The sequence below is a fragment of the Necropsobacter rosorum genome (genome assembly GCF_964241405.1).
Lineage (GTDB): Bacteria > Pseudomonadota > Gammaproteobacteria > Enterobacterales > Pasteurellaceae > Necropsobacter > Necropsobacter rosorum.
In genome coordinates, this window is sequence record NZ_CAXSXF010000001.1 from 210,904 (window position 1) to 229,886 (window position 18,983).

At 50.6% G+C, this 18,983-nt stretch carries 14 protein-coding genes; 1 reads left to right on the forward strand and 13 read right to left on the reverse strand.

Annotated elements, in window-relative coordinates; genetic code table 11:
- Positions 1–64: 64 nt before the first annotated feature.
- The 7 genes from bamA to pyrH form a co-directional block, all read right to left on the reverse strand.
- The gene (bamA, locus tag ACESOH_RS01000; protein ID WP_373099091.1) at positions 65–2,443 is read right to left on the reverse strand and encodes an outer membrane protein assembly factor BamA; all 2,379 of its coding nucleotides are present in this window, start codon (positions 2,441–2,443) and stop codon (positions 65–67) included.
- 33 nt (positions 2,444–2,476) lie between these two features.
- Positions 2,477–3,808 (reverse strand): sigma E protease regulator RseP, encoded by a 1,332-nt coding sequence (gene rseP / locus ACESOH_RS01005; protein ID WP_373099093.1) that lies wholly within the window; start codon positions 3,806–3,808, stop codon positions 2,477–2,479.
- A 12-nt stretch (positions 3,809–3,820) separates the two neighbouring features.
- Positions 3,821–4,681 (reverse strand): phosphatidate cytidylyltransferase, encoded by an 861-nt coding sequence (locus tag ACESOH_RS01010; protein ID WP_373099095.1) that lies wholly within the window; start codon positions 4,679–4,681, stop codon positions 3,821–3,823.
- A gap of 12 nt (positions 4,682–4,693) precedes the next feature.
- Positions 4,694–5,413, reverse strand: a complete 720-nt coding sequence (gene uppS / locus ACESOH_RS01015; RefSeq protein ID WP_032092500.1) for a polyprenyl diphosphate synthase — start codon at positions 5,411–5,413, stop codon at positions 4,694–4,696.
- 64 nt (positions 5,414–5,477) lie between these two features.
- Entirely contained in the window at positions 5,478–6,677 is a 1,200-nt protein-coding gene (gene ispC, locus ACESOH_RS01020; protein WP_373099848.1) for a 1-deoxy-D-xylulose-5-phosphate reductoisomerase, read from the reverse strand.
- A gap of 123 nt (positions 6,678–6,800) precedes the next feature.
- Complete coding sequence (gene frr, locus ACESOH_RS01025) at positions 6,801–7,358, reverse strand: ribosome recycling factor (RefSeq protein ID WP_373099097.1); 558 nt, start codon at positions 7,356–7,358, stop codon at positions 6,801–6,803.
- Positions 7,359–7,411: 53 nt separating this feature from the next.
- Positions 7,412–8,128 (reverse strand): UMP kinase, encoded by a 717-nt coding sequence (pyrH, locus tag ACESOH_RS01030; protein WP_032092498.1) that lies wholly within the window; start codon positions 8,126–8,128, stop codon positions 7,412–7,414.
- A 209-nt stretch (positions 8,129–8,337) separates the two neighbouring features.
- Between pyrH and ACESOH_RS01035 the strand changes: the two genes are divergently transcribed.
- Complete coding sequence (locus tag ACESOH_RS01035) at positions 8,338–9,864, forward strand: phosphoethanolamine transferase (protein WP_373099099.1); 1,527 nt, start codon at positions 8,338–8,340, stop codon at positions 9,862–9,864.
- 55 nt (positions 9,865–9,919) lie between these two features.
- Here ACESOH_RS01035 and tsf read toward each other — a convergent pair whose 3' ends face one another.
- The 6 genes from tsf to ACESOH_RS01065 all read right to left on the reverse strand — a co-directional run bounded on the left by tsf (position 9,920) and on the right by ACESOH_RS01065 (position 18,940).
- Entirely contained in the window at positions 9,920–10,768 is an 849-nt protein-coding gene (gene tsf / locus ACESOH_RS01040; RefSeq protein WP_032092497.1) for a translation elongation factor Ts, read from the reverse strand.
- A 135-nt stretch (positions 10,769–10,903) separates the two neighbouring features.
- Positions 10,904–11,641 carry a 30S ribosomal protein S2 gene (rpsB, locus tag ACESOH_RS01045; protein WP_373099101.1) on the reverse strand — a complete coding sequence of 246 codons (738 nt, stop codon included), beginning with the start codon at positions 11,639–11,641 and terminating at the stop codon, positions 10,904–10,906.
- 291 nt (positions 11,642–11,932) lie between these two features.
- Complete coding sequence (gene ppiD, locus ACESOH_RS01050; RefSeq protein WP_373099103.1) at positions 11,933–13,786, reverse strand: peptidylprolyl isomerase; 1,854 nt, start codon at positions 13,784–13,786, stop codon at positions 11,933–11,935.
- Between the two features lie 140 nt (positions 13,787–13,926).
- The gene (gene lon / locus ACESOH_RS01055; protein WP_373099104.1) at positions 13,927–16,344 is read right to left on the reverse strand and encodes an endopeptidase La; all 2,418 of its coding nucleotides are present in this window, start codon (positions 16,342–16,344) and stop codon (positions 13,927–13,929) included.
- Between the two features lie 298 nt (positions 16,345–16,642).
- Positions 16,643–17,998, reverse strand: coding sequence for a glutathione-disulfide reductase (gene gorA / locus ACESOH_RS01060; protein WP_032092493.1), 1,356 nt, complete (start codon positions 17,996–17,998; stop codon positions 16,643–16,645).
- 96 nt (positions 17,999–18,094) lie between these two features.
- Positions 18,095–18,940 carry a 23S rRNA (adenine(2030)-N(6))-methyltransferase RlmJ gene (locus ACESOH_RS01065; RefSeq protein WP_373099106.1) on the reverse strand — a complete coding sequence of 282 codons (846 nt, stop codon included), beginning with the start codon at positions 18,938–18,940 and terminating at the stop codon, positions 18,095–18,097.
- Positions 18,941–18,983: the final 43 nt, after the last annotated feature.

An 18,983-nucleotide genomic window follows, 5' to 3' on the forward strand; every position in this document is an offset into this window, starting at 1 on the left:
TTTCTGTACTGCGCGCGGCAGTACAGACTTTCACTTAGACTGTATGACCGCGAATAAGTTCCGCTTAGAAGGTACCGCCGATACTGAACTGGAACTGTTCGATTTCGTCGCCGTCATATTTTTTAATCGGTTTCGCATAGGAGAACACCAACGGCCCGATCGGTGATTGCCACTGGAACGCCACGCCGGCAGCGGCTCTTACCCGCGAAGGATCACCGTAATCCGGCAGATTCGGATACAGCGATTTACCGTCGGATTTCCATTTCGTATTCCACACGCTGGCCGCATCCACAAACACCGAGGTTCTGACCGAACGCTGATTTTTATCCGCCACGAACGGCGTCGGTACGATTAATTCCGCGCTGGCGGTCAGCATGGCGTTCCCGCCGGTAATATCGTTATTGACATAGCAATAACCATTGGTGCCGCCCTGACAGCTGCCTTCTTTCCAATAAATCGCCTGCGGGCCGACCGCACCGTAGGCAAAACCGCGTAAACTGCCGATTCCGCCGGCGGTATAGTTCTGATAAAACGGCAGCCGTTTACCGCCGAAACCGTTGGCATAAGCCGCGCCTGCACGGGCGGACATCACCCAGGTCTGATCACGGTCCAACGGATAAAAGCCCTGCACATCGGCGCTGACTTTATAATATTTATTGTCGGAACCCGGAATCGTCACTTTACCGCCGAGCGAGGCTTTCATCCCGGAAGTCGGGAAATAACCGCGGTTTAAGCTGTTATAGTTCCAGCCGAAAGACAATTCAAAATCATGGGCTTTAAATTTCCAGCTGTCATAATTCATCGACTGGCGGTATAAATTACGGGTAAACTCAGGGGCGACATCCTTTAATTTATTATAAACGTAGCCTAAGCCCACATAATACGAGTTATTTTCATTGACCGGGAAGCCGAGCGTGCCGTTAATGCCATAAGTGGTACGGCTGTATGAGGCGGAGGTACTGCTTTTCGAGTTGTCATAGTCTTCAAAGAAAATATTCCCGCCCAGACTGACGCCGTCTTTGGTGAAATACGGTTCGGTATAGCCTAAATTCACGCTGGTACCGTAATCGTTACGGGAGCCGCCCAGGCTTACGGTGGATCCCATGCCGAGGAAGTTATCCTGTTTGATGCTCGCCTGATAGCTCAAACCGCTTTCGGTGCCGTAACCGATACCGAAGTTGATGCTGCCGGTATTGCGTTCTTTGACTTTGTAAATTACATCCAGTTCGTCATCCGTACCGGCGACATTTTCGTTGCGGGAATCCACGGTTTCAAAAAATCCGGTGCGTTCCAACCGCACTTTACCCAGTTCCACCAGTTTGGAAGACAGCCAAGTGCCTTCCTGCTGGCGCATTTCCTGACGTAAGGTACTGTCGGCACTGATGGTATTACCCTCGAAACGGATTTGGCGTACCGAATAGCGGCGTCCGGCATCCACGATAAAGGTTAATGCCACGCTGTGATTTTCATCATCGAATTCCGGGCTGACGTTAACCTGCGCATTGGCATAGCCCTGTTCGCCCAGCACCGATTTAATCCCCTCTTCGACCGCCGTGACATCGCTGCGGCGGAAAGTATCTTCAATTCGAATTTGTTGCAGAAGCGGTGACAGACGTTCCGACATCCCGCCGACGTTACCGATAATACGGGCGCTTTTTACCGTATATTTCTCGCCTTCATTGACTTTAATCAGCACCCGCGCTTCGGTCTGCTCATCGTTGAGTTGCACATCCGCATCGTCAATCCGGAATTTGGCATAACCGTTATCCAGATAATACGAACGCAGGGTTTCCAGATCCTTACCGAACTGGGTGCCGTCGAATTTATTACCGAAAAACTTCCACCAGGCATCCGGTTGCAATTCCATCTGTTCCTGCAGTTTACTGCTGCTGAACGCATTATTGCCCTCGAAAGTCACTCCCTTTAATAGTGCCACGTCATTTTCTTTGATCTGAATTTTAACTTCCGCCCGGTTATTCGGCAGCGTATTGACCACGGTTTCTACTTTGGCGTTATAGCGGCCGACACTTTTATAATGCTCCAGCAGGCTCTGACGAAAGGCCTCCAGTTTTTCCCGGTTCAGCACATCGCCGGCGGCAAACCCATTGGCGTTCAGGTTTTCTTTCAGCGCTTCATCGGGAATGGATTCGTTACCGTCTAACACCACATCGGCAATAATCGGCTTCTGCTGTACCGAAATCACCAGCGTATTGCCTTCCCGTGCGGCTCGTACATCTTCATAACCGCGCAAAAACAGCGTTTTCACCACATTGGCAATATCGCCGTCCGTCGCCCGTTGTCCGACACGTACAGGCAGGCCCGCCAGCACATTGGCCTCCGCCCCGGCCTGCACGCCGTCAACCCGAATATCCTGCACAACAAAAGGCGCGGCAACAACCGTTGTTGATCCGAAAAGTAAACTTGCAATTAAAAGTTTTTTCATTGTGACTTTTATCCTGTAAAAAGAAATAAATTATTATAAACGTAAAATATCGTTAAACAGCGCAAACGCCGTCAGCATTAACAGTAAAACCGCACCGATTCTATACGCAAAATTCTGAACCCGTTCCGACAGCGGCTTCCCTTTAACGGCCTCCGCCGCCAGAAACAACAGATGCCCGCCGTCTAATACGGGCAACGGAAACAAATTCATGATACCTAAATTGACACTGATCAGCGCCATAAAACTTAAGTAATAAACCAAACCGATTTCGGAAGACATTCCGGCGCCCTTCGCAATAGAGATCGGACCACTTAAATTGTTCAGAGAAAGATCGCCGCTGAATAATTTACCGATCACCTTAACCGTCAGCCAAGACAGCTGCACGGTTTTTTCCGCGCCTTTTTGCAATGCCTCAAAAATACCATATTTTAATTCAGTGCGATATGCCTCGGCAACGGGATGCAGCGTCGGTGACACGCCGACATACCACTTGCCCTTCCCGTCTCGCTCCGGTATCAGCGTTTTAGCCAGCCACTCGCCATTGCGCTCGACGTTCAGCGCAAAAGGCTCCCCTTTGGCCACAAGTTCGACAAAAGGCTGCCAGTCAATCGGCAAACCCTGTTCGTTATAAAGCTTATCACCGGTTAACAGCCCGGCTTTTGCGGCCGGCGAATTTTCCGCAACCTTAGACAAGGTCATCTCGACTTTAGTTCGCACCGGCACAATGCCCAACGCACCGAAAGCGCTTTCTTTTTCCGGGTCGAAACGCCAATCGGTTAAATTTAATACCTTATGCTGTTCAATGTTCGAACCGAAAGGCGATACGGTGATATCCACGCTGGCACTGCCGGTTTTGGTCGCCAGCAGCATATTAATGGTTTCCCAGTCAGGCGAAACGGTGCCGTCCACCGCAAGAATCTGGCTATTCGGCTGCATATCCGCCTGCGCGGCAATGGAATCCGGCCGGATTTCCGCGATCACCGGTTTTACACTCGGAATACCGACGGCATACACCAGCCAGTAAGCCAGTATGGCAAAAATAAAATTCGCCACCGGCCCTGCCGCCACCACAAACGCCCGCTGCGCTACGCTTTTGCTGTTAAAGGATTGGGATTTCAAGTGCGCCGGCACCGCTTCGTTGCGTTCATCCAGCATTTTGACATAGCCGCCGAGGGGAATTGCCGACAGCGCAAATTCGGTACCCTGCTTATCGACGCGCGACCACAGCACTTTACCGAACCCGAGAGAAAAACGATGTACTTTTATACCGCACTTTCTGGCCGCCCAGAAATGACCGTATTCGTGCACGGCAATCAATACGCCGATAACAATAATAAAAGAAACTAACGACCACAGAAATGACATGTAAAACCGTTCCTACAGGTAAAAATAAAAATAGGTAAAAAACGGTACCGCCGCGGTCAGGCTGTCAATACGATCCAAAATACCGCCGTGTCCGGGGATCAGATGACTGCTGTCTTTGATCCCGCTTTCGCGTTTAAACATGCTTTCGGTCAGATCACCCAGAATCGACACCGCAACCGTGCACACCGACAGCACAATAAACGGCGCAGTGGCGGAAGAAAACAGCTCATCGGGCACCAGTGCGATAAACAGCGCCGCCAGCACGGCGGCGGTAATCAGCCCGCCGATCACCCCTTGCCAGCTTTTATTCGGCGACACTTTCGGCGCCAGTTTATGCTTGCCGAACCGGCGACCGGCAAAATATGCGCCGGAATCCGCCGCCCACACCAGAATAAAAACATACAATAGCAGCATCACGCCGTGATAAGGGTGAGTAATATAGGCATCCAGCCGCAGACGCAGTACGCCGACTAAAAAAGGAATTAAGGTCAACAGGGCAAACACAAACTGCAACAGCGCAGACTTACCCCAGATTTTCACACTGGCCGGATAACTCAACACAAACCCCAGCGCCACCAGCCACCAAATCACGGCAACCAGCAAGAGCGGCTGTGCATAACCGCTGAATACCCGCCCGACATTCAGATAATCCGCCTCGCCGAAAAGCCAGAGAAATAAAAACGCACCGGCAAGCCCGGTAATCAATAAGCGCCAGAACCCCGTCTTAACCCGGGCAAACTGTGTCCATTCCCAGATTCCTAAGGTGACGACCGCGCCGACCGCCAGCGCAAAATAAAACGGTGAAAATAAAAATAAAGCGGCAAATACGGCGGCGATTAACACAATCGCCGATAACACGCGTTGTTTAAGCACAGTATGTTCCCCTTATTCGGTTCCGCCGAAACGACGGTTACGCTGCTGATACGCCACAACAGCCCGATTAAATTCCTGTTGGTTAAAATCCGGCCACAGCACATCGGAAAAATACAATTCCGCATAGGCTATCTGCCATAATAAAAAATTGCTGATCCGCTGCTCGCCGCTGGTGCGGATCAATAAATCCACCATGGGCTGCGCTTCGGTCACCAAATAACGCTGAAAAAGCGTCTCCGTAATCTCTGTGATCGCCAGCTGCCGTGCCTGAACCTGCGCGGCGATTTTCTGCGCCGCCTGCACAATATCCCAGCAACCGCCGTAATTGGCGGCGATATTGAGCGTAAGTGCGGTGTTTTTTTCCGTTAAATTTTCCGCATCGGTGATTTTTTCCCGCAGCCCGGCGCTGAAACGCGACGTATCGCCGATAATTTTCAGGCGAATATCATTTTTATGCAGTTTTTTCACTTCTCTCTCCAGCGCCTGCATAAATAATGTCATCAGCGCGTTGACTTCCTGCGCCGGCCGGTTCCAGTTTTCGCTGCTGAACGCATACAACGTTAAGACTTTTACCCCGATTTTACGGGCATACGTCACCGCTTCGCGCACCGCGGAAACACCGTTTTTATGCCCGAAAATACGCATTTTCCCTTTCTGTTTCGCCCACCGGCCGTTACCGTCCATAATAATGGCGACATGTTGCGGAATATTATTCGGATCAAGTTCTATCATGTTAATTTCGTTGTGGATTATCCAGCGTCATTTTGCCCGCCACTATACCACAGGGATGACAAGGTTAAAAAGCCAAAATCACTTGTTTTGCCAAAAGTCGCGCATTTTGATCCAATTGCAGCACATCCTCAATACTGTCAATCGGTTGCGGTGCGATTTTCTCCAGCACGGCGGCATTCACCGCGGCAATTTCGGTAAACCGGAGCCGAGCGTCTAAAAACGCTGCCACGGCAATTTCATTCGCCGCATTGAGCGCCGTGGTCGCATATTGTCCGGCGGCGAACGCCTCGATCGCCAGTTTCAAACAAGGATAGCGGCGGTAATCCGGCGGCAGAAAAGTCAGCCCGCTCAGCTGATAGAAATCCAATGCGCCGACACCGGCAAAAGTGCGGTTCGGATACGCCATGGTTTGCGCAATCGGCGTGCGCATATCCGGTTTGCCCATTTGCGCAATCACCGAACCGTCGCGATAGCGCACCATAGAGTGAATGATGGATTGCGGGTGAATAATCACTTCCATCTCGTCCGCCGAGGCATTAAACAGCCAGCGCGCTTCGATATATTCCAGTCCTTTATTCATCATCGTGGCGGAATCCACCGAGATTTTCCGCCCCATGGACCAGTTCGGATGCGCCACCGCCTGTGCCGGCGTAATGCTGTCGAATTGGCTTAAATCGGTATAACGGAACGGGCCGCCCGAACCGGTCAGCACAATTTTATCAATGCCTAATTCATGCAGCGGGCAAAACCCGATCTGTTGCTGGGCCTGCGGCGGTAAAGACTGAAAAATCGCATTGTGTTCGCTGTCCACCGGCAATAATTGCGCCCCGCTTTTTTTCACTTCATGGATAAACAGCCGACCGCAGGTAACCAGCGTTTCTTTGTTTGCCAGCAGTACCCGTTTACCGGCTTTCACCGCCGCAAGCGTAGGCAACAATCCCGCCGCACCGACAATCGCCGCCATCACCTGATCGGCCTCAGGGTGCGCCGCCAGCTCACAAATCGCCTGCGTGCCGGCCAGCACTTGCGTCGGCACACCAAGTGCGGTCAGTTTTATGCGCAAATCCTGCGCCGCCCGTTCATCATTCAGCGCGGCAAAGTGCGGTCGGAATTTCACGCATTGTTGCAGCATTAAATCCACGTTGCTTCCGCCTGCCAGCGCAAAAGCGCGGTATTGTGCGGGATTATGTTCGATCACAGACAGCGTACTGGCGCCGATTGAGCCGGTTGAACCGAGAATGACAAGATTTTGTTTATTTTGCATCATATTTTGACCGCACTGTTGCAGACATTGCCGGTTGGCGTTCCGTTTGCCGGAATCCGTCAACCGGTCAAGAAAAAGCGTAAAAAGGACGCTGAGTGCGTCCTTTGCCGAAAGCGAGGAAAATCAGAAGTCCATCAACTCTTTTTCTTTTTCCACCAGCGCTTCATCCACTTTCTTCACGAAAATATCGGTGATTTTCTGGATTTCATCCTGCGCTTTGCGTTCTTCATCTTCGCTGATTTCTTTGTCTTTCAACAGCGCTTTGATTTGATCGTTGGCATCGCGGCGTACGTTGCGTACCGCAATTTTCCCCTGTTCCGCCTCGCCTCTGACGATTTTAATCAGATCACGGCGGCGTTCTTCCGTTAACGGCGGCAACGGCACACGGATTGTCGTTCCGGCCGAGGCGGGGTTCAGCCCGAGATCCGAGGTCAGAATCGCTTTTTCCACCGCGCTGATCAGACTGCGATCAAACACTGTAACCGCCAGCGTACGTGCATCTTCGGCCACCACATTGGCCAACTGGCGCAACGGAGTCGCCGCACCGTAATATTCCACCTGAATACCGTCCAGCAGGCTTGGCTGCGCGCGGCCGGTTCTGACTTTTGCGATATGTCCTTTGAAGGTTTCAAGACTTTTTTCCATACGCGCTTGCGTATCTTTTTTAATTTCGTTAATCACAGCAATTCCTTTAATAAATGAGAATAATCAATCGACATGGCTTAATATGCGGTTTAATCGCAGATTAAAGTGCCTTCTTTTTCGCCCAGAATCACATTGCGCAAGGCGCCCGGTTTGCCCATGTTAAACACACGGATCGGCATGCCGTGATCGCGCGCCAGCGTAAACGCCGCCAAATCCATTACCTGCAATTCTTTTTCAATGACTTGGGCGTAAGTCAACTTGTCAAACAATACCGCCGCCGGATTTTTGGTCGGATCGCAATCATACACGCCCGCCACTTTAGTGGCTTTCAGCACCACATCCGCTTCAATTTCAATCCCGCGCAGACAGGCTGCGGAATCGGTGGTAAAAAACGGGCTGCCGGTACCGCCGGAAAAAATCACCACCCGTTTTTCACGCAGCATTTTGATGGCTTCGGACCAGTTATAAGTATCGCAAATTCCGTTGAGCTGAAACGCCGACATCAGTTTGGCATTGACGTCCGCACGATGCAGCGCATCACGCATTGCCAGCCCGTTCATTACCGTCGCCAGCATCCCCATATGGTCGCCGACTACGCGGTTCATGCCGGCTTTCGCCAGTTTTGCCCCGCGGAACAGATTACCGCCGCCGAGTACCACGCCGACTTCCACCCCCATCGCCAGCAATTCTTTAATTTCAATCGCCATTCTATCTAAAATCGACGGGTCGATGCCGAAACCTTCGGCACCTTGCAGGGCTTCTCCGCTTAGTTTGAGTAAAATACGTTTATAAACAGGTTTGCTCATTGCTTCCTCACAGAACTTGGACATAAAATTCCGCCTATTATAGAGCAACATCCGCTCACTGAAAATAGCTGCGGCTAAAAATAGCCATGGAAGCGCTTGATAAAATTCAGTAAAATAAGCAAAAAAGCAGACACTCAGCCAAGGAACCTATCGTGTCGTCCACCCCAACCAAGCCGCACCGCCGGATACCAAATTCAATCTCGTTAATCATGGCGCTCGTTGCGCTGACCTCGCTTTATGCGGCCGTCCGCCTGGCCTTAATCGGCTCCGGATATTTCCCCGAACCCTCATTGCGGGATATTTTATTATTCTCCTCGCTGATTATTATTCTCAACGCGTCGAAAACCTTATTTTATTTCGTTCTGTTGCCGTTATTATCCGTTTATGCGCTGTATTCTCCCGTCGGTTTAACCTTCGGCGCGCCCTCCTACCAGTACATCGCCTCGGTATTTGCCACCGATCTGATGGAAGGACGGGAATTTCTCGCCCAGTTGCCGCCGTTCAACTATCTGCTGCCGTTTATGATTATCGGTCTGGTTTTGCTGTTTCGTTACTGCAGCCAGAAATTCCGCCTTTATTTACACAAAAACAAGCTCTTTCTTGCCGCCGTCATTATTTTTGCGTTGTTCGACAGCATTCCTTTTAAACCGCTGCAGGATATTTACTACGCCGGTTTGAAAGTCGCGCGCGAACTGGATATGCTGAACAACCTCAGTATCGACAGCCAATGGGGCAACTCGCAGCTGAGCGCGGCGTCCCGTTATGACGATTATGTGCTGATTATCGGCGAAAGTGCGCGTAAAGATTATCATCACGCTTACGGTTATCCGATAGAAAATACGCCGTTTATGTCCACGGCTAACGGGATTTTGCTGGACGGCTTCACCGCCGGCGGCACCAATACGATCGCCTCGCTGAAACTGATGCTGACCAAACCCGATACCCGCAACTGGGAAGGCAATTATGCGTTAAATCTGATTGATCTGATCAAATCCGCCGGTATCAGAACCTATTGGCTGTCCAATCAGGGTTATCTCGGCCAATTCGACACGCCGATTTCGGCCATCGCCAAAAAAGCGGACGAACGGTTTTTTCTGAAAACCGGCGATTCGCTGAACACCAATACCAGTGATTTCGAGCTGCTGCCGAAATTCGAGCAGTCCATTCGTCGGCCTTATCAGGGCAAGCGTTTCATCGTGCTGCATCTGTACGGTTCGCACCCGATCAGCTGTGATCGTCTGAATGACTATCCTAAACTCATTGACGACCGTCAGATCAGCCAAAAATATTTCAACCTGAACTGTTATATTTCTTCCATTAAAAAAACCGACGAACTGCTGCGGCGGGTTTATACCAGCCTGCGCGAAAACGAGCAAAAAAACCACCGCACTTTTTCCATGCTGTATTTTTCCGATCATGGTCTGGCGCAGCATATCAGTGACGATAACATCGTTATTCACAACAGCAGCGGCAAAAGCAAACGCCATTACGATATTCCGTTGTTCAACATTTCCAGCGACGACACGCAACGCAAGGTCAGTCGAGTATTTAAATCCGGTTTAAATTTTACCGATGATATTGCAAACTGGATCGGCATCGATAATCCGCTGCTGAACAAAGCGGCGAATTTATTCGATGATCAGGCTGATGCGGACGACTACGGATTACAGCGTATCATCGACGCAATCGATGCGCCGGATGATCCCGCCGTTGCGATACCGCTGCATAAAGGATAAGGATAACAAAAAAGCAAGTCTGACGACTTGCTTTTCAATCTATAATCGCGAAAGATTACGCTTTTGACATCGCGGCAACTTCAGCGGCGAAATCGCTTTCGACTTTTTCGATACCTTCGCCCACTTCAAAGCGTAAGAAGCCGTTGACCTGCGCACCTTTTTCTTTTAACAAATCGCCGACCGATTTAGACGGATCCATCACGAACGGTTGACCGGTCAGGGACACTTCGCCGGTGAATTTCTTCATGCGGCCTTCCACCATTTTTTCTGCGATTTCACGCGGTTTACCGGATTGCATGGCGATATCCACCTGAATATTGCGTTCATGCTCAACCACATCGGCAGGCACATCGCTCGGATTAACATAATCAGGACGGCTGGCGGCAACGTGCATCGCCACATGTTTCACCAGTTCGTCATCCGCATTGGCCGCGGCAACCAACACACCGATTTTAGCGCCGTGCAGGTAAGAACCGATAACATCGCCGGAAATTTCAGCCACACGACGGATAGTCATGTTTTCACCGATTTTTGCCACTAAAGCCGCACGTTTTTCTTCAAACTGCGCCTGTAATTCTTCGATTTTAATGCCCGGATGCGCCAACGCATAATCCGCAATTTCATTGGCCAGCGCCTGGAAACCGGCATCTTTGGCGACGAAATCGGTTTCACAGTTCATTTCCACCAACACACCGCGGCCGTTTTCAACGCGGGCGATGATAACGCCTTCGGCAGCGACGCGACCTGCTTTTTTCGCCGCTTTGGCCTGACCCGATTTACGCATGTTGTCGATTGCCAATTCAATATCGCCGTTCGCTTCAACTAACGCTTTTTTACATTCCATCATACCTGCGCCGGTACGATCACGAAGTTCTTTTACTAATGATGCTGTAATTTCAGCCATGTTAAAATCCTCTGTTCACATGATTCAGTACGATTTTTTACCGCACTTTTATATGCAAAAAGCAGGGAACCGAAAGCCCCCTGCCAACCAATTAATCGTTGTGATTAATAAGGGCTTGCGCCTTACTCACCTGAATTATTCCGCCGCTTCGGTGGTTTCCGCCGCAACGAAATTGTCTTCCGTTACCGCATCCTGACCGCGACCTTCTTTCACTGCCGCCGCTGCCGCAGAAAGATATAACTGGATCGCACGCGCCGCATCGTCGTTACCCGGGATAACGAAATCCACGCCGTCCGGATCGGAGTTAGTATCAACGATCGCAAATACCGGAATACCCAGATTGTTCGCTTCTTTGACCGCAATATGTTCATGATCCGCACCGATAACGAAAACCGCATCCGGCAGACCGGCCATATCTTTGATACCGCCCAGACTTAATTCAAGTTTTTCCATCTCACGGCTGCGCATTAACGCTTCTTTCTTAGTAAGTTTTTCAAACGTACCGTCCTGAGACTGAATTTCCAAATCTTTCAAGCGTTTGATGGACTGACGGACTGTTTTCCAGTTAGTCAGCATACCGCCTAACCAGCGGTGGTTGACATAATACTGCTGACAGTCTAATGCCGCTGCCTGAACCGCTTCGGTCGCCGCACGTTTGGTACCGACGAACAGGATTTTACCGTTGTTGCTCGCAATACGGGTTAATTCCGCTAATGCCTCGTTGAACATCGGAACGGTTTTTTCCAGATTGATGATATGAACGCCGTTGCGCGGCCCGAAAATGAACGGTTTCATTTTTGGATTCCAGTAACGGGTTTGGTGACCGAAGTGAACGCCTGCCTGCAGCATATCGCGCATTGAAACTTGTGCCATGATATTTTCCTTTTGTTTGGGGTTTAGCCTCCACATACCAAGCAAATCGACCGTTTGGCACCCCGATTTACCCGAACAATATGTGTGTGATTTAAAATAAAAAGTGTCTTTAACGATTATTTTGAGAAATTCAAAACAACGGCGTGCTTTATACCATAAAGTGCGGTTAAAAACTAGCGAATTTTGCTCAAAACACAAAATTATCGCCTTCGCCTACCAGCGCTTTTCGCGCAAAAAAACACTCCCGCATAAAAACGGGAGTGGATTGACAATCATGAAACCGACGGCAGATTATTCCTGTTGGATAAACTCTTCGTTAATTTCAATTTTGGCTTTTGTGCGCAGCGCAGTCAACAATGCAGCCTGTAATTCGGTCTGGCGCACCTGTTCCAGCTGATGGTGGAATTGCTGCAACTGCTCAGGAGCCAGTTTGCCGTCCTGCACGTTGCTTAATTCAATCACCACCACATTGTTATCCGCCGTTTTCGCCGCCGCATATACCGGTTTATCCGCCGGTTTGCGCATGGAGAAAATCACGTTGTTTAAAGCGGGATCTTTATTTTCCGCATAAACCCATTTTTCCGCTTCGCCGAAGCTGACCTGTTCCGGCAATGCCGCCGAACTGTCGGCAGATAACGCCTGTACGGTTTTTTCCGCCTCGGCCAGTACGATTTTCTCCGCTTTTTCCTGTTTCAGGTAGGCGGCAATGTCAGCCTGCGCTTCTTCCAGCGTTTTCACCCCTTCCGGTTTGTGTTCCACAACCCGCACCACGATCGAATGCTGATCGCCCACATTAATCGCCTCGGAATTCGAACCGCCCTGAGCGATATCGGAATCAAACACGGTCGAGACCAGATTGGAATAATTCAGTGCCGCCGGAATATCCTTGCGCGAGAAATAACCGGTTTCCTGTACTTTCACATTCGCCGCCTGTGCCGCTGCGTTCAGGTTTTCCGGATTTTCAAACGCTTTCTCATTGACCCGTTTTTCCAGCGCATAAAATTCGTTAACCGCTAAATCATTGCGGATTTTCGCCGCAATTTCATCTTTCACCTCCGCCAGCGGACGTACTTTTTGATCTTCCAGTTTGATAATATGGTAAGCATTATCCACTTTCACCGGCCGGCTGTACTGACCGACGTCCAGTTTCGCCGCCGCGGCTTCAAATTCCGGCGGCATCATGCCGGCAACCACCCAATCCAGATCGCCGCCGTGTTCACCGGAAATTTTATCGGCGGAATACAGTTTCGCCAGCGCGGCGAAATCTTCACCTTTTTGCAGGCTGTCGTACACCGTATTCGCTTCCTGCTGTGTCGGCAGTTGAATGTGCGCCAAATGCTGAGTCATGTATTGCGCTTTATTGTCCTGATAATATTGCGCCACTTCCACATCACTGAGATTGACGTTTTTTTCCGCAACCGCACGGGTTAAATCGATATACTGCACTTTAACCAATTCCGGCACCGCAAATGCCGTGCGGTTCGCGTCATAATAAGATTTGATTTCCTGCTCGGTGACCTGCTGTTTCGCCACTTCCTGCGCTAAAGGGAAAGCGGCGAAGCGAACGTCGCGCTGCTGAAAAAAGAGTTTGACCAGATTATCCGCCTGTGACGGAACAAGGAAATCCGAACCGGCTAACCCGCTTTGCAGCTGGTCGAAACGTAATCCTTCACGCACATACTGGGCATACATATCACCGTTCAGCCCGTTTGCCGCCAGCATTTGCTGATACAGACGGTTGTCGAATTTACCTTCATTCTGAAATGCCGGGGTGGTGACGATAGCCTGCGTAATCTGGCTGTCCGCCGCATCCAGCTTCAATTCTGAGGCATATTGACGCAGCAGCTCCTGATCAATCAGGCGGTTTAAAATCGTCTGTCTTAAGCCATTGGTAAATTCCGGCGAGTCCGCCACCGCGGCGAACTGCGCGCCCAGCTGCTGACTCATTTTCTGATATTCTTCATTATATTGCTGTAAAAAAGTCTGCTGGGAAATCTCCTGTCCGTTGACTTTGGCCGCCGAAGTATCCGCCTGAGTAAACACATAACCGGCAACACCGCTCAGCACGAACGAAACCCCGATAAGACTAAAAACAATTTTCCACAGGATGCTGTTTGATGCACCGTTGAGTTTTTCCATTAACATTGACGTGATCCTATAAATGTTATCGTTAAAAGAAATCTGACAGATTATAATCGAAACTCAGGTTATTAGCACGATAAAATAAGCCGGATCCAATCATCCGGCTTATTAAACGCTAGGTTGAGCAAAAGCAAAACGTTAAATTAATTGACCGCACTTAAGCGTGGCCCCGTCTTGCGCCCGCGGGTGGCTTTAACTTTATTCACCGGCGTCAGTTTAACGAATTCAACGCCTTCCGGCGGATTTTCCAGTGCGATACTTAACACTTCGTCGATATTTTCCACCGCATGAATAGTCAGATTATTTTTCGCATTGTCCGGAATCTCTTCCAGATCTTTGACGTTTTCTTTCGGAATAATCACGGTTTTAATCCCGCCGCGGTGTGCCGCCAGCAGCTTTTCCTTTAATCCGCCGATCGGCAGCACTTTACCGCGCAGACTGATTTCCCCGGTCATCGCCACTTCCGATTTCACCGGATTACCGGTCAGACAGGAAACCAGCGCCGTACACATGGCAATCCCGGCGCTCGGTCCGTCTTTCGGCGTCGCGCCGTCCGGCACATGGATATGAATATCGCGTTTTTCATAAAAATCCGCAACGATGCCCAGTTTTTCCGCGCGGGCGCGTACTACCGTCATCGCCGCCTGAATGGATTCCTTCATCACATCGCCGAGCGAGCCGGTGAAAGTCAGCTTGCCTTTACCGGGTACGGAGGCGGTTTCAATGGTCAGTAAATCACCGCCCACTTCTGTCCATGCCAAACCGGTCACTTCGCCGACCCGGTTCTGAGTATCGGCGCGGCCGAACTCAAAGCGTTTCACGCCAAGATAATCATGCAGATTATCCGCATTGACGGTAATGGATTTCAGCGCCGGATCCAACAGCAGTTTTTTCACCGCTTTACGACAGATTTTTGAAATTTCACGTTCCAGATTACGCACCCCCGCTTCACGGGTGTAGTAACGGATAATATCAATAATCGCGCTGTCCTCAATGGTCAGCTCGCCGGCTTTCAGGCCGTTGCGGGCGATTTGTTTCGCCAGTAAATGCCGGGTGGCGATATTCAGTTTTTCATCTTCCGTATAGCCGGACAGGCGAATCACTTCCATACGATCCAACAGCGGGCCCGGAATATGCATTGAATTGGAGGTCGCCACGAACATCACATCGGACAGGTCGTAATCCACTTCCAGATAATGATCGTTAAAATGCGAATTTTGTTCCGGATCAAGCACTTCCAGTAAAGCGGAGGCCGGATCACCGCGCATATCGGAGGTCATTTTATCGATCTCGTCGAGTAGGAACAGCGGATTTTTCACCCCGGCTTTGGCCATTTTCTGAATCAGTTTGCCCGGCAGGGAGCCGATATAGGTTTTACGATGACCGCGGATTTCCGCCTCATCCCGCACGCCACCCAACGCCATGCGCACATACTTACGCCCGGTGGCATTGGCGATGGATTGCCCCAGCGAGGTTTTACCCACTCCCGGCGGCCCTACCAGACACAAAATCGGGCCTTTGATCTGGTTTAACCGGCTCTGTACCGCCAAATATTCCAGAATGCGCTCTTTCACCCGTTCCAGCCCGTAATGGTCGGCATCCAGGATTGCCTGCGCCTTGGCAATATCTTTTTTCACTTTGCTGCGCTTATACCAAGGCACCTGCAGCATCCAGTCGATATAGCTGCGCACCACGGTGGCCTCGGCGGACATCGGCGACATCATTTTCAGCTTTTGCAGCTCAGCCAGTGTTTTTTCCCGCGCTTCCTGCGGCATTTTCGCGTCTTCAATTTTCTGCCGCAGCTGTTCCACTTCGTCAATGGCATTTTCACCCTCGCCGAGTTCTTTCTGAATCGCTTTCATTTGTTCATTCAGATAATAATCGCGCTGGCTTTTTTCCATTTGTTTTTTCACCCGGCCGCGAATGCGTTTTTCCACCTGCAGTAAATCCGCCTCGCTTTCCATTAAACCGAGCAGATATTCCAACCGCGCCTCCACGTTAGCCAGTTCCAGCACCGCCTGTTTCTGCCGCACGGAAACCGGCATATGCGCCGCCATGGTATCGCTTAAGCGCTCGGCATCACCGATACGCTGCAACGCCGCCAGCACATCCGGCTGTAGTTTTTTATTCAGATTGGCGTATTTCTCAAATTCACTTAATACCGCGTTTTTCACCACTTCAAGTTCTTTTTCATCGCCGAACTGGGTTTCGATCGGATCTACGGTGGCGGAGAAAAATTCGCCGTTATCTTCCAAATGCCAGATTTTCGCCCGTTGCTGTCCTTCCACCAGCACTTTTACCGTGCCGTCCGGCAGTTTCAGCAACTGAATGATATTGGCGATCGTGCCGACATCATACACATCCTCCACCGTCGGCTCTTCCAGATCCGCCTGTTTTTGCGACACCAGCAGCAATTGCTTTCCGCTTTCCATCGCTTCATCAAGACTGCGGATAGATTTTGCTCTGCCGACGAACAGCGGCATCACCATATAAGGAAACACTACCACGTCACGCAATGGCAGAACCGGAATGATCTTTTGTTTAGTTCGTTTTGCGTTCATATATACTCTCTTATGTCAAAATCGGGATTATGCTCTGATATTGGGGCGGTTTGATAAAGATCAAGGCTTGCCAAAAGTGCGGTCGTTTTTAGCCTCATTTTGCCGCCTTGCGCGGCGACAGCCGTACTTTTTTCTAAGATATGTCTTTTATTTTTACGCTGATATAGCGAGATAATATGCCAAACGGATAAAAAATCCAATCATAAACGCTGATTGGATTTTCCATAAACCCGGCAAAGTGGGGCGAATAGCGGCAAAACCCGTTAAAATCCGACCGCACTTTATCCGCTAAATTACCTTAACGCATGGTGACGAATTCTTCCGCACCGGTAGGATGAATGGCGACCGTATTGTCGAAATCCGCTTTCGTCGCGCCCATTTTGATCGCCACCGCAAAGCCCTGCAGCATTTCGTCCACCCCGAAACCGATGCCGTGCAAACCGACAATGCGTTCGTCTTTACCGGCGCACACCAGTTTCATCCGGCACGGCTGGCGATGCGCGGTCACGGCGCTGTACATCGGCGTGAACGAAGATTGATACACCTTCACATTTTCCGCGCCGTATTGCTCGACGGCTTGCGGTTCGGTTAAACCGACGGTACCGATCGGCGGATGGCTGAATACGACCGTCGGCACCAGACGATAATCTAAATGTTCGGTCGGCTTATGGTTAAACAACCGTTCCGATAAACGCCGTCCCGCCGCCACGGCCACCGGCGTCAGCTCAATGCCGCCTTCAATAATATCACCCACCGCGTAAATATTTTTCACATTGGTGTTCTGATATTTGTCCACTTTAATAAAGCCGCGTTCATTGGTTTCCACACCGGCCGCCGCCAGATTCAGTTTATCGGTGTTCGGTTCGCGGCCAATCGCCCAGATTAAGGTATCCACGGTCTGTTCGCGGCCGTCTTCCAGCTTCAGCGTCAAAGAACCGTCCGGATTTTTCACCACTTCCTGCGGAATGGCATGGGTGTGCAGATGAATGCCGTCCTGCGCCATGACTTCCAGCAAGGTATCGACGATTAACGGATCAAAGTTACGCAACGGCGCATGACGACGTACAAACAAATGGGTTTGCGCGCCTAAGCTGTTCAACACGCCGGCCAGTTCCACCGCAATATAACCGGCACCGACCACCGCCACCCGTTGCGGCAGCGCTTGCAGGGCGAACACGCCGTCGGAATCGATACCGTACTGCGCGCCGTTAATCGCCGGACGGCTCGGCCGCCCGCCGGTGGCAATCAGAATATGATCGGCGCTAATCCGTTCGCCGTTCACTTCAACCGTGTTGGCATCCACAAATTTCGCCCATCCCCGAATCACATCCACATGATTTTTAGCCAGCCCGTTTTCATACGAAGTGTGAATACGCCCGATATAGGCCTGACGGTTTTCCACCAATTTGGCGAAATCAAAGCGATTCAGGCTGACATCAAAACCGTAATCCGGCGCGTAAAGTTTGATCGCCTCCGCCACCTGCGCGCCGTACCACATCACTTTTTTCGGTACGCAACCCACGTTCACACAGGTGCCGCCCAGATAGTTGGCCTCGATAATGGCGCATTTTTTGCCGTAACTTGCCGCGCGGTTAATCGACGCAATTCCGCCGCTGCCGCCACCGATAGCTAAATAATCATAATGTCTGCTCATCATAATCTCCCGATTTAATCAAAAATTCGTGCTATTTTGCCTAAAATTCTTACCCGATACAAACCGGCTGAGCGAATCAGTCCGATTGGTATTTTCTTATTCCGGCGTAATCCATTGCAGTGACCAGCTGCCCGTACCTTCCGGCACCAAAACACGGGCCAGATACGGCAGCACGGTTTTCATCTGCGCTTCCAGCGTCCATGGCGGATTCACCACAATCATGCCGCTTGCGGTCATGCCGTGCTGATCGGAGTCCGGGCGTACCGCCAGTTCAAGCTGCAGAATTTTGCGGATACCGCTTGCTTGCAGATTTTTAATCATCCGCTTGGTCTGCTGGCGCAGCACCACCGGATACCAAAGCGCATAAACGCCGGTGGCAAAGCGCTTGTATCCTTCGATCACCGCCTGCACCACCAGATCGTAATCCGCTTTCAGTTCATAAGGCGGGTCAATCAGCACCAGCCCGCGCCGCTCTTTGGGCGGCAAGGTGGCTTTCAACTGCTGGAAACCGTTATCCCGTTTGGTCGTCACATTGTCAAATTGCTTAAAATTATTACGCAGTAAAGGATAATCCGACGGATGCAGCTCCGTCAACAGAGCGCGATCCTGCGGACGCAGCAGACTCGCAGCAATCAGTGGCGAACCGGCATAATAACGCAGCGCTTTTCCGCCGTAATTGATTTTTTTGACCTGTTGCACATAGCGCGCTACGGCCTGCGGCAAATCCTGCCGTTCCCACAGCCGCCCGATGCCTTCGGCAAATTCACCGGTTTTTTCCGCCTCTTCACCGAACAGACGATAACGCCCCACGCCGGCATGCGTATCCAAATAATAAAATCCTTTTTCTTTTTGCTGCAGGCTTTCAATAATCAGCATCAAAACCAAATGCTTCAGTACATCGGCATGATTGCCGGCATGAAAACTGTGACGATAACTCAGCATAATATCCGCCTTTAAAAATCAATAAAAAAGAGACCGCACTTAT

Coding starts and splice junctions, on each gene's coding strand:
- bamA (WP_373099091.1), bottom strand. CDS start 2,443: ATGAAAAAACTTTTAATTGCAAGTTTACTTTTCGGATCAACAACGGTT.
- rseP (WP_373099093.1), bottom strand. CDS start 3,808: ATGTCATTTCTGTGGTCGTTAGTTTCTTTTATTATTGTTATCGGCGTA.
- uppS (WP_032092500.1), bottom strand. CDS start 5,413: ATGATAGAACTTGATCCGAATAATATTCCGCAACATGTCGCCATTATT.
- ispC (WP_373099848.1), bottom strand. CDS start 6,677: ATGCAAAATAAACAAAATCTTGTCATTCTCGGTTCAACCGGCTCAATC.
- pyrH (WP_032092498.1), bottom strand. CDS start 8,128: ATGAGCAAACCTGTTTATAAACGTATTTTACTCAAACTAAGCGGAGAA.
- ACESOH_RS01035 (WP_373099099.1), top strand. CDS start 8,338: ATGGCGCTCGTTGCGCTGACCTCGCTTTATGCGGCCGTCCGCCTGGCC.
- tsf (WP_032092497.1), bottom strand. CDS start 10,768: ATGGCTGAAATTACAGCATCATTAGTAAAAGAACTTCGTGATCGTACC.
- rpsB (WP_373099101.1), bottom strand. CDS start 11,641: ATGGCACAAGTTTCAATGCGCGATATGCTGCAGGCAGGCGTTCACTTC.
- ppiD (WP_373099103.1), bottom strand. CDS start 13,786: ATGTTAATGGAAAAACTCAACGGTGCATCAAACAGCATCCTGTGGAAA.
- lon (WP_373099104.1), bottom strand. CDS start 16,344: ATGAACGCAAAACGAACTAAACAAAAGATCATTCCGGTTCTGCCATTG.
- gorA (WP_032092493.1), bottom strand. CDS start 17,998: ATGAGCAGACATTATGATTATTTAGCTATCGGTGGCGGCAGCGGCGGA.
- ACESOH_RS01065 (WP_373099106.1), bottom strand. CDS start 18,940: ATGCTGAGTTATCGTCACAGTTTTCATGCCGGCAATCATGCCGATGTA.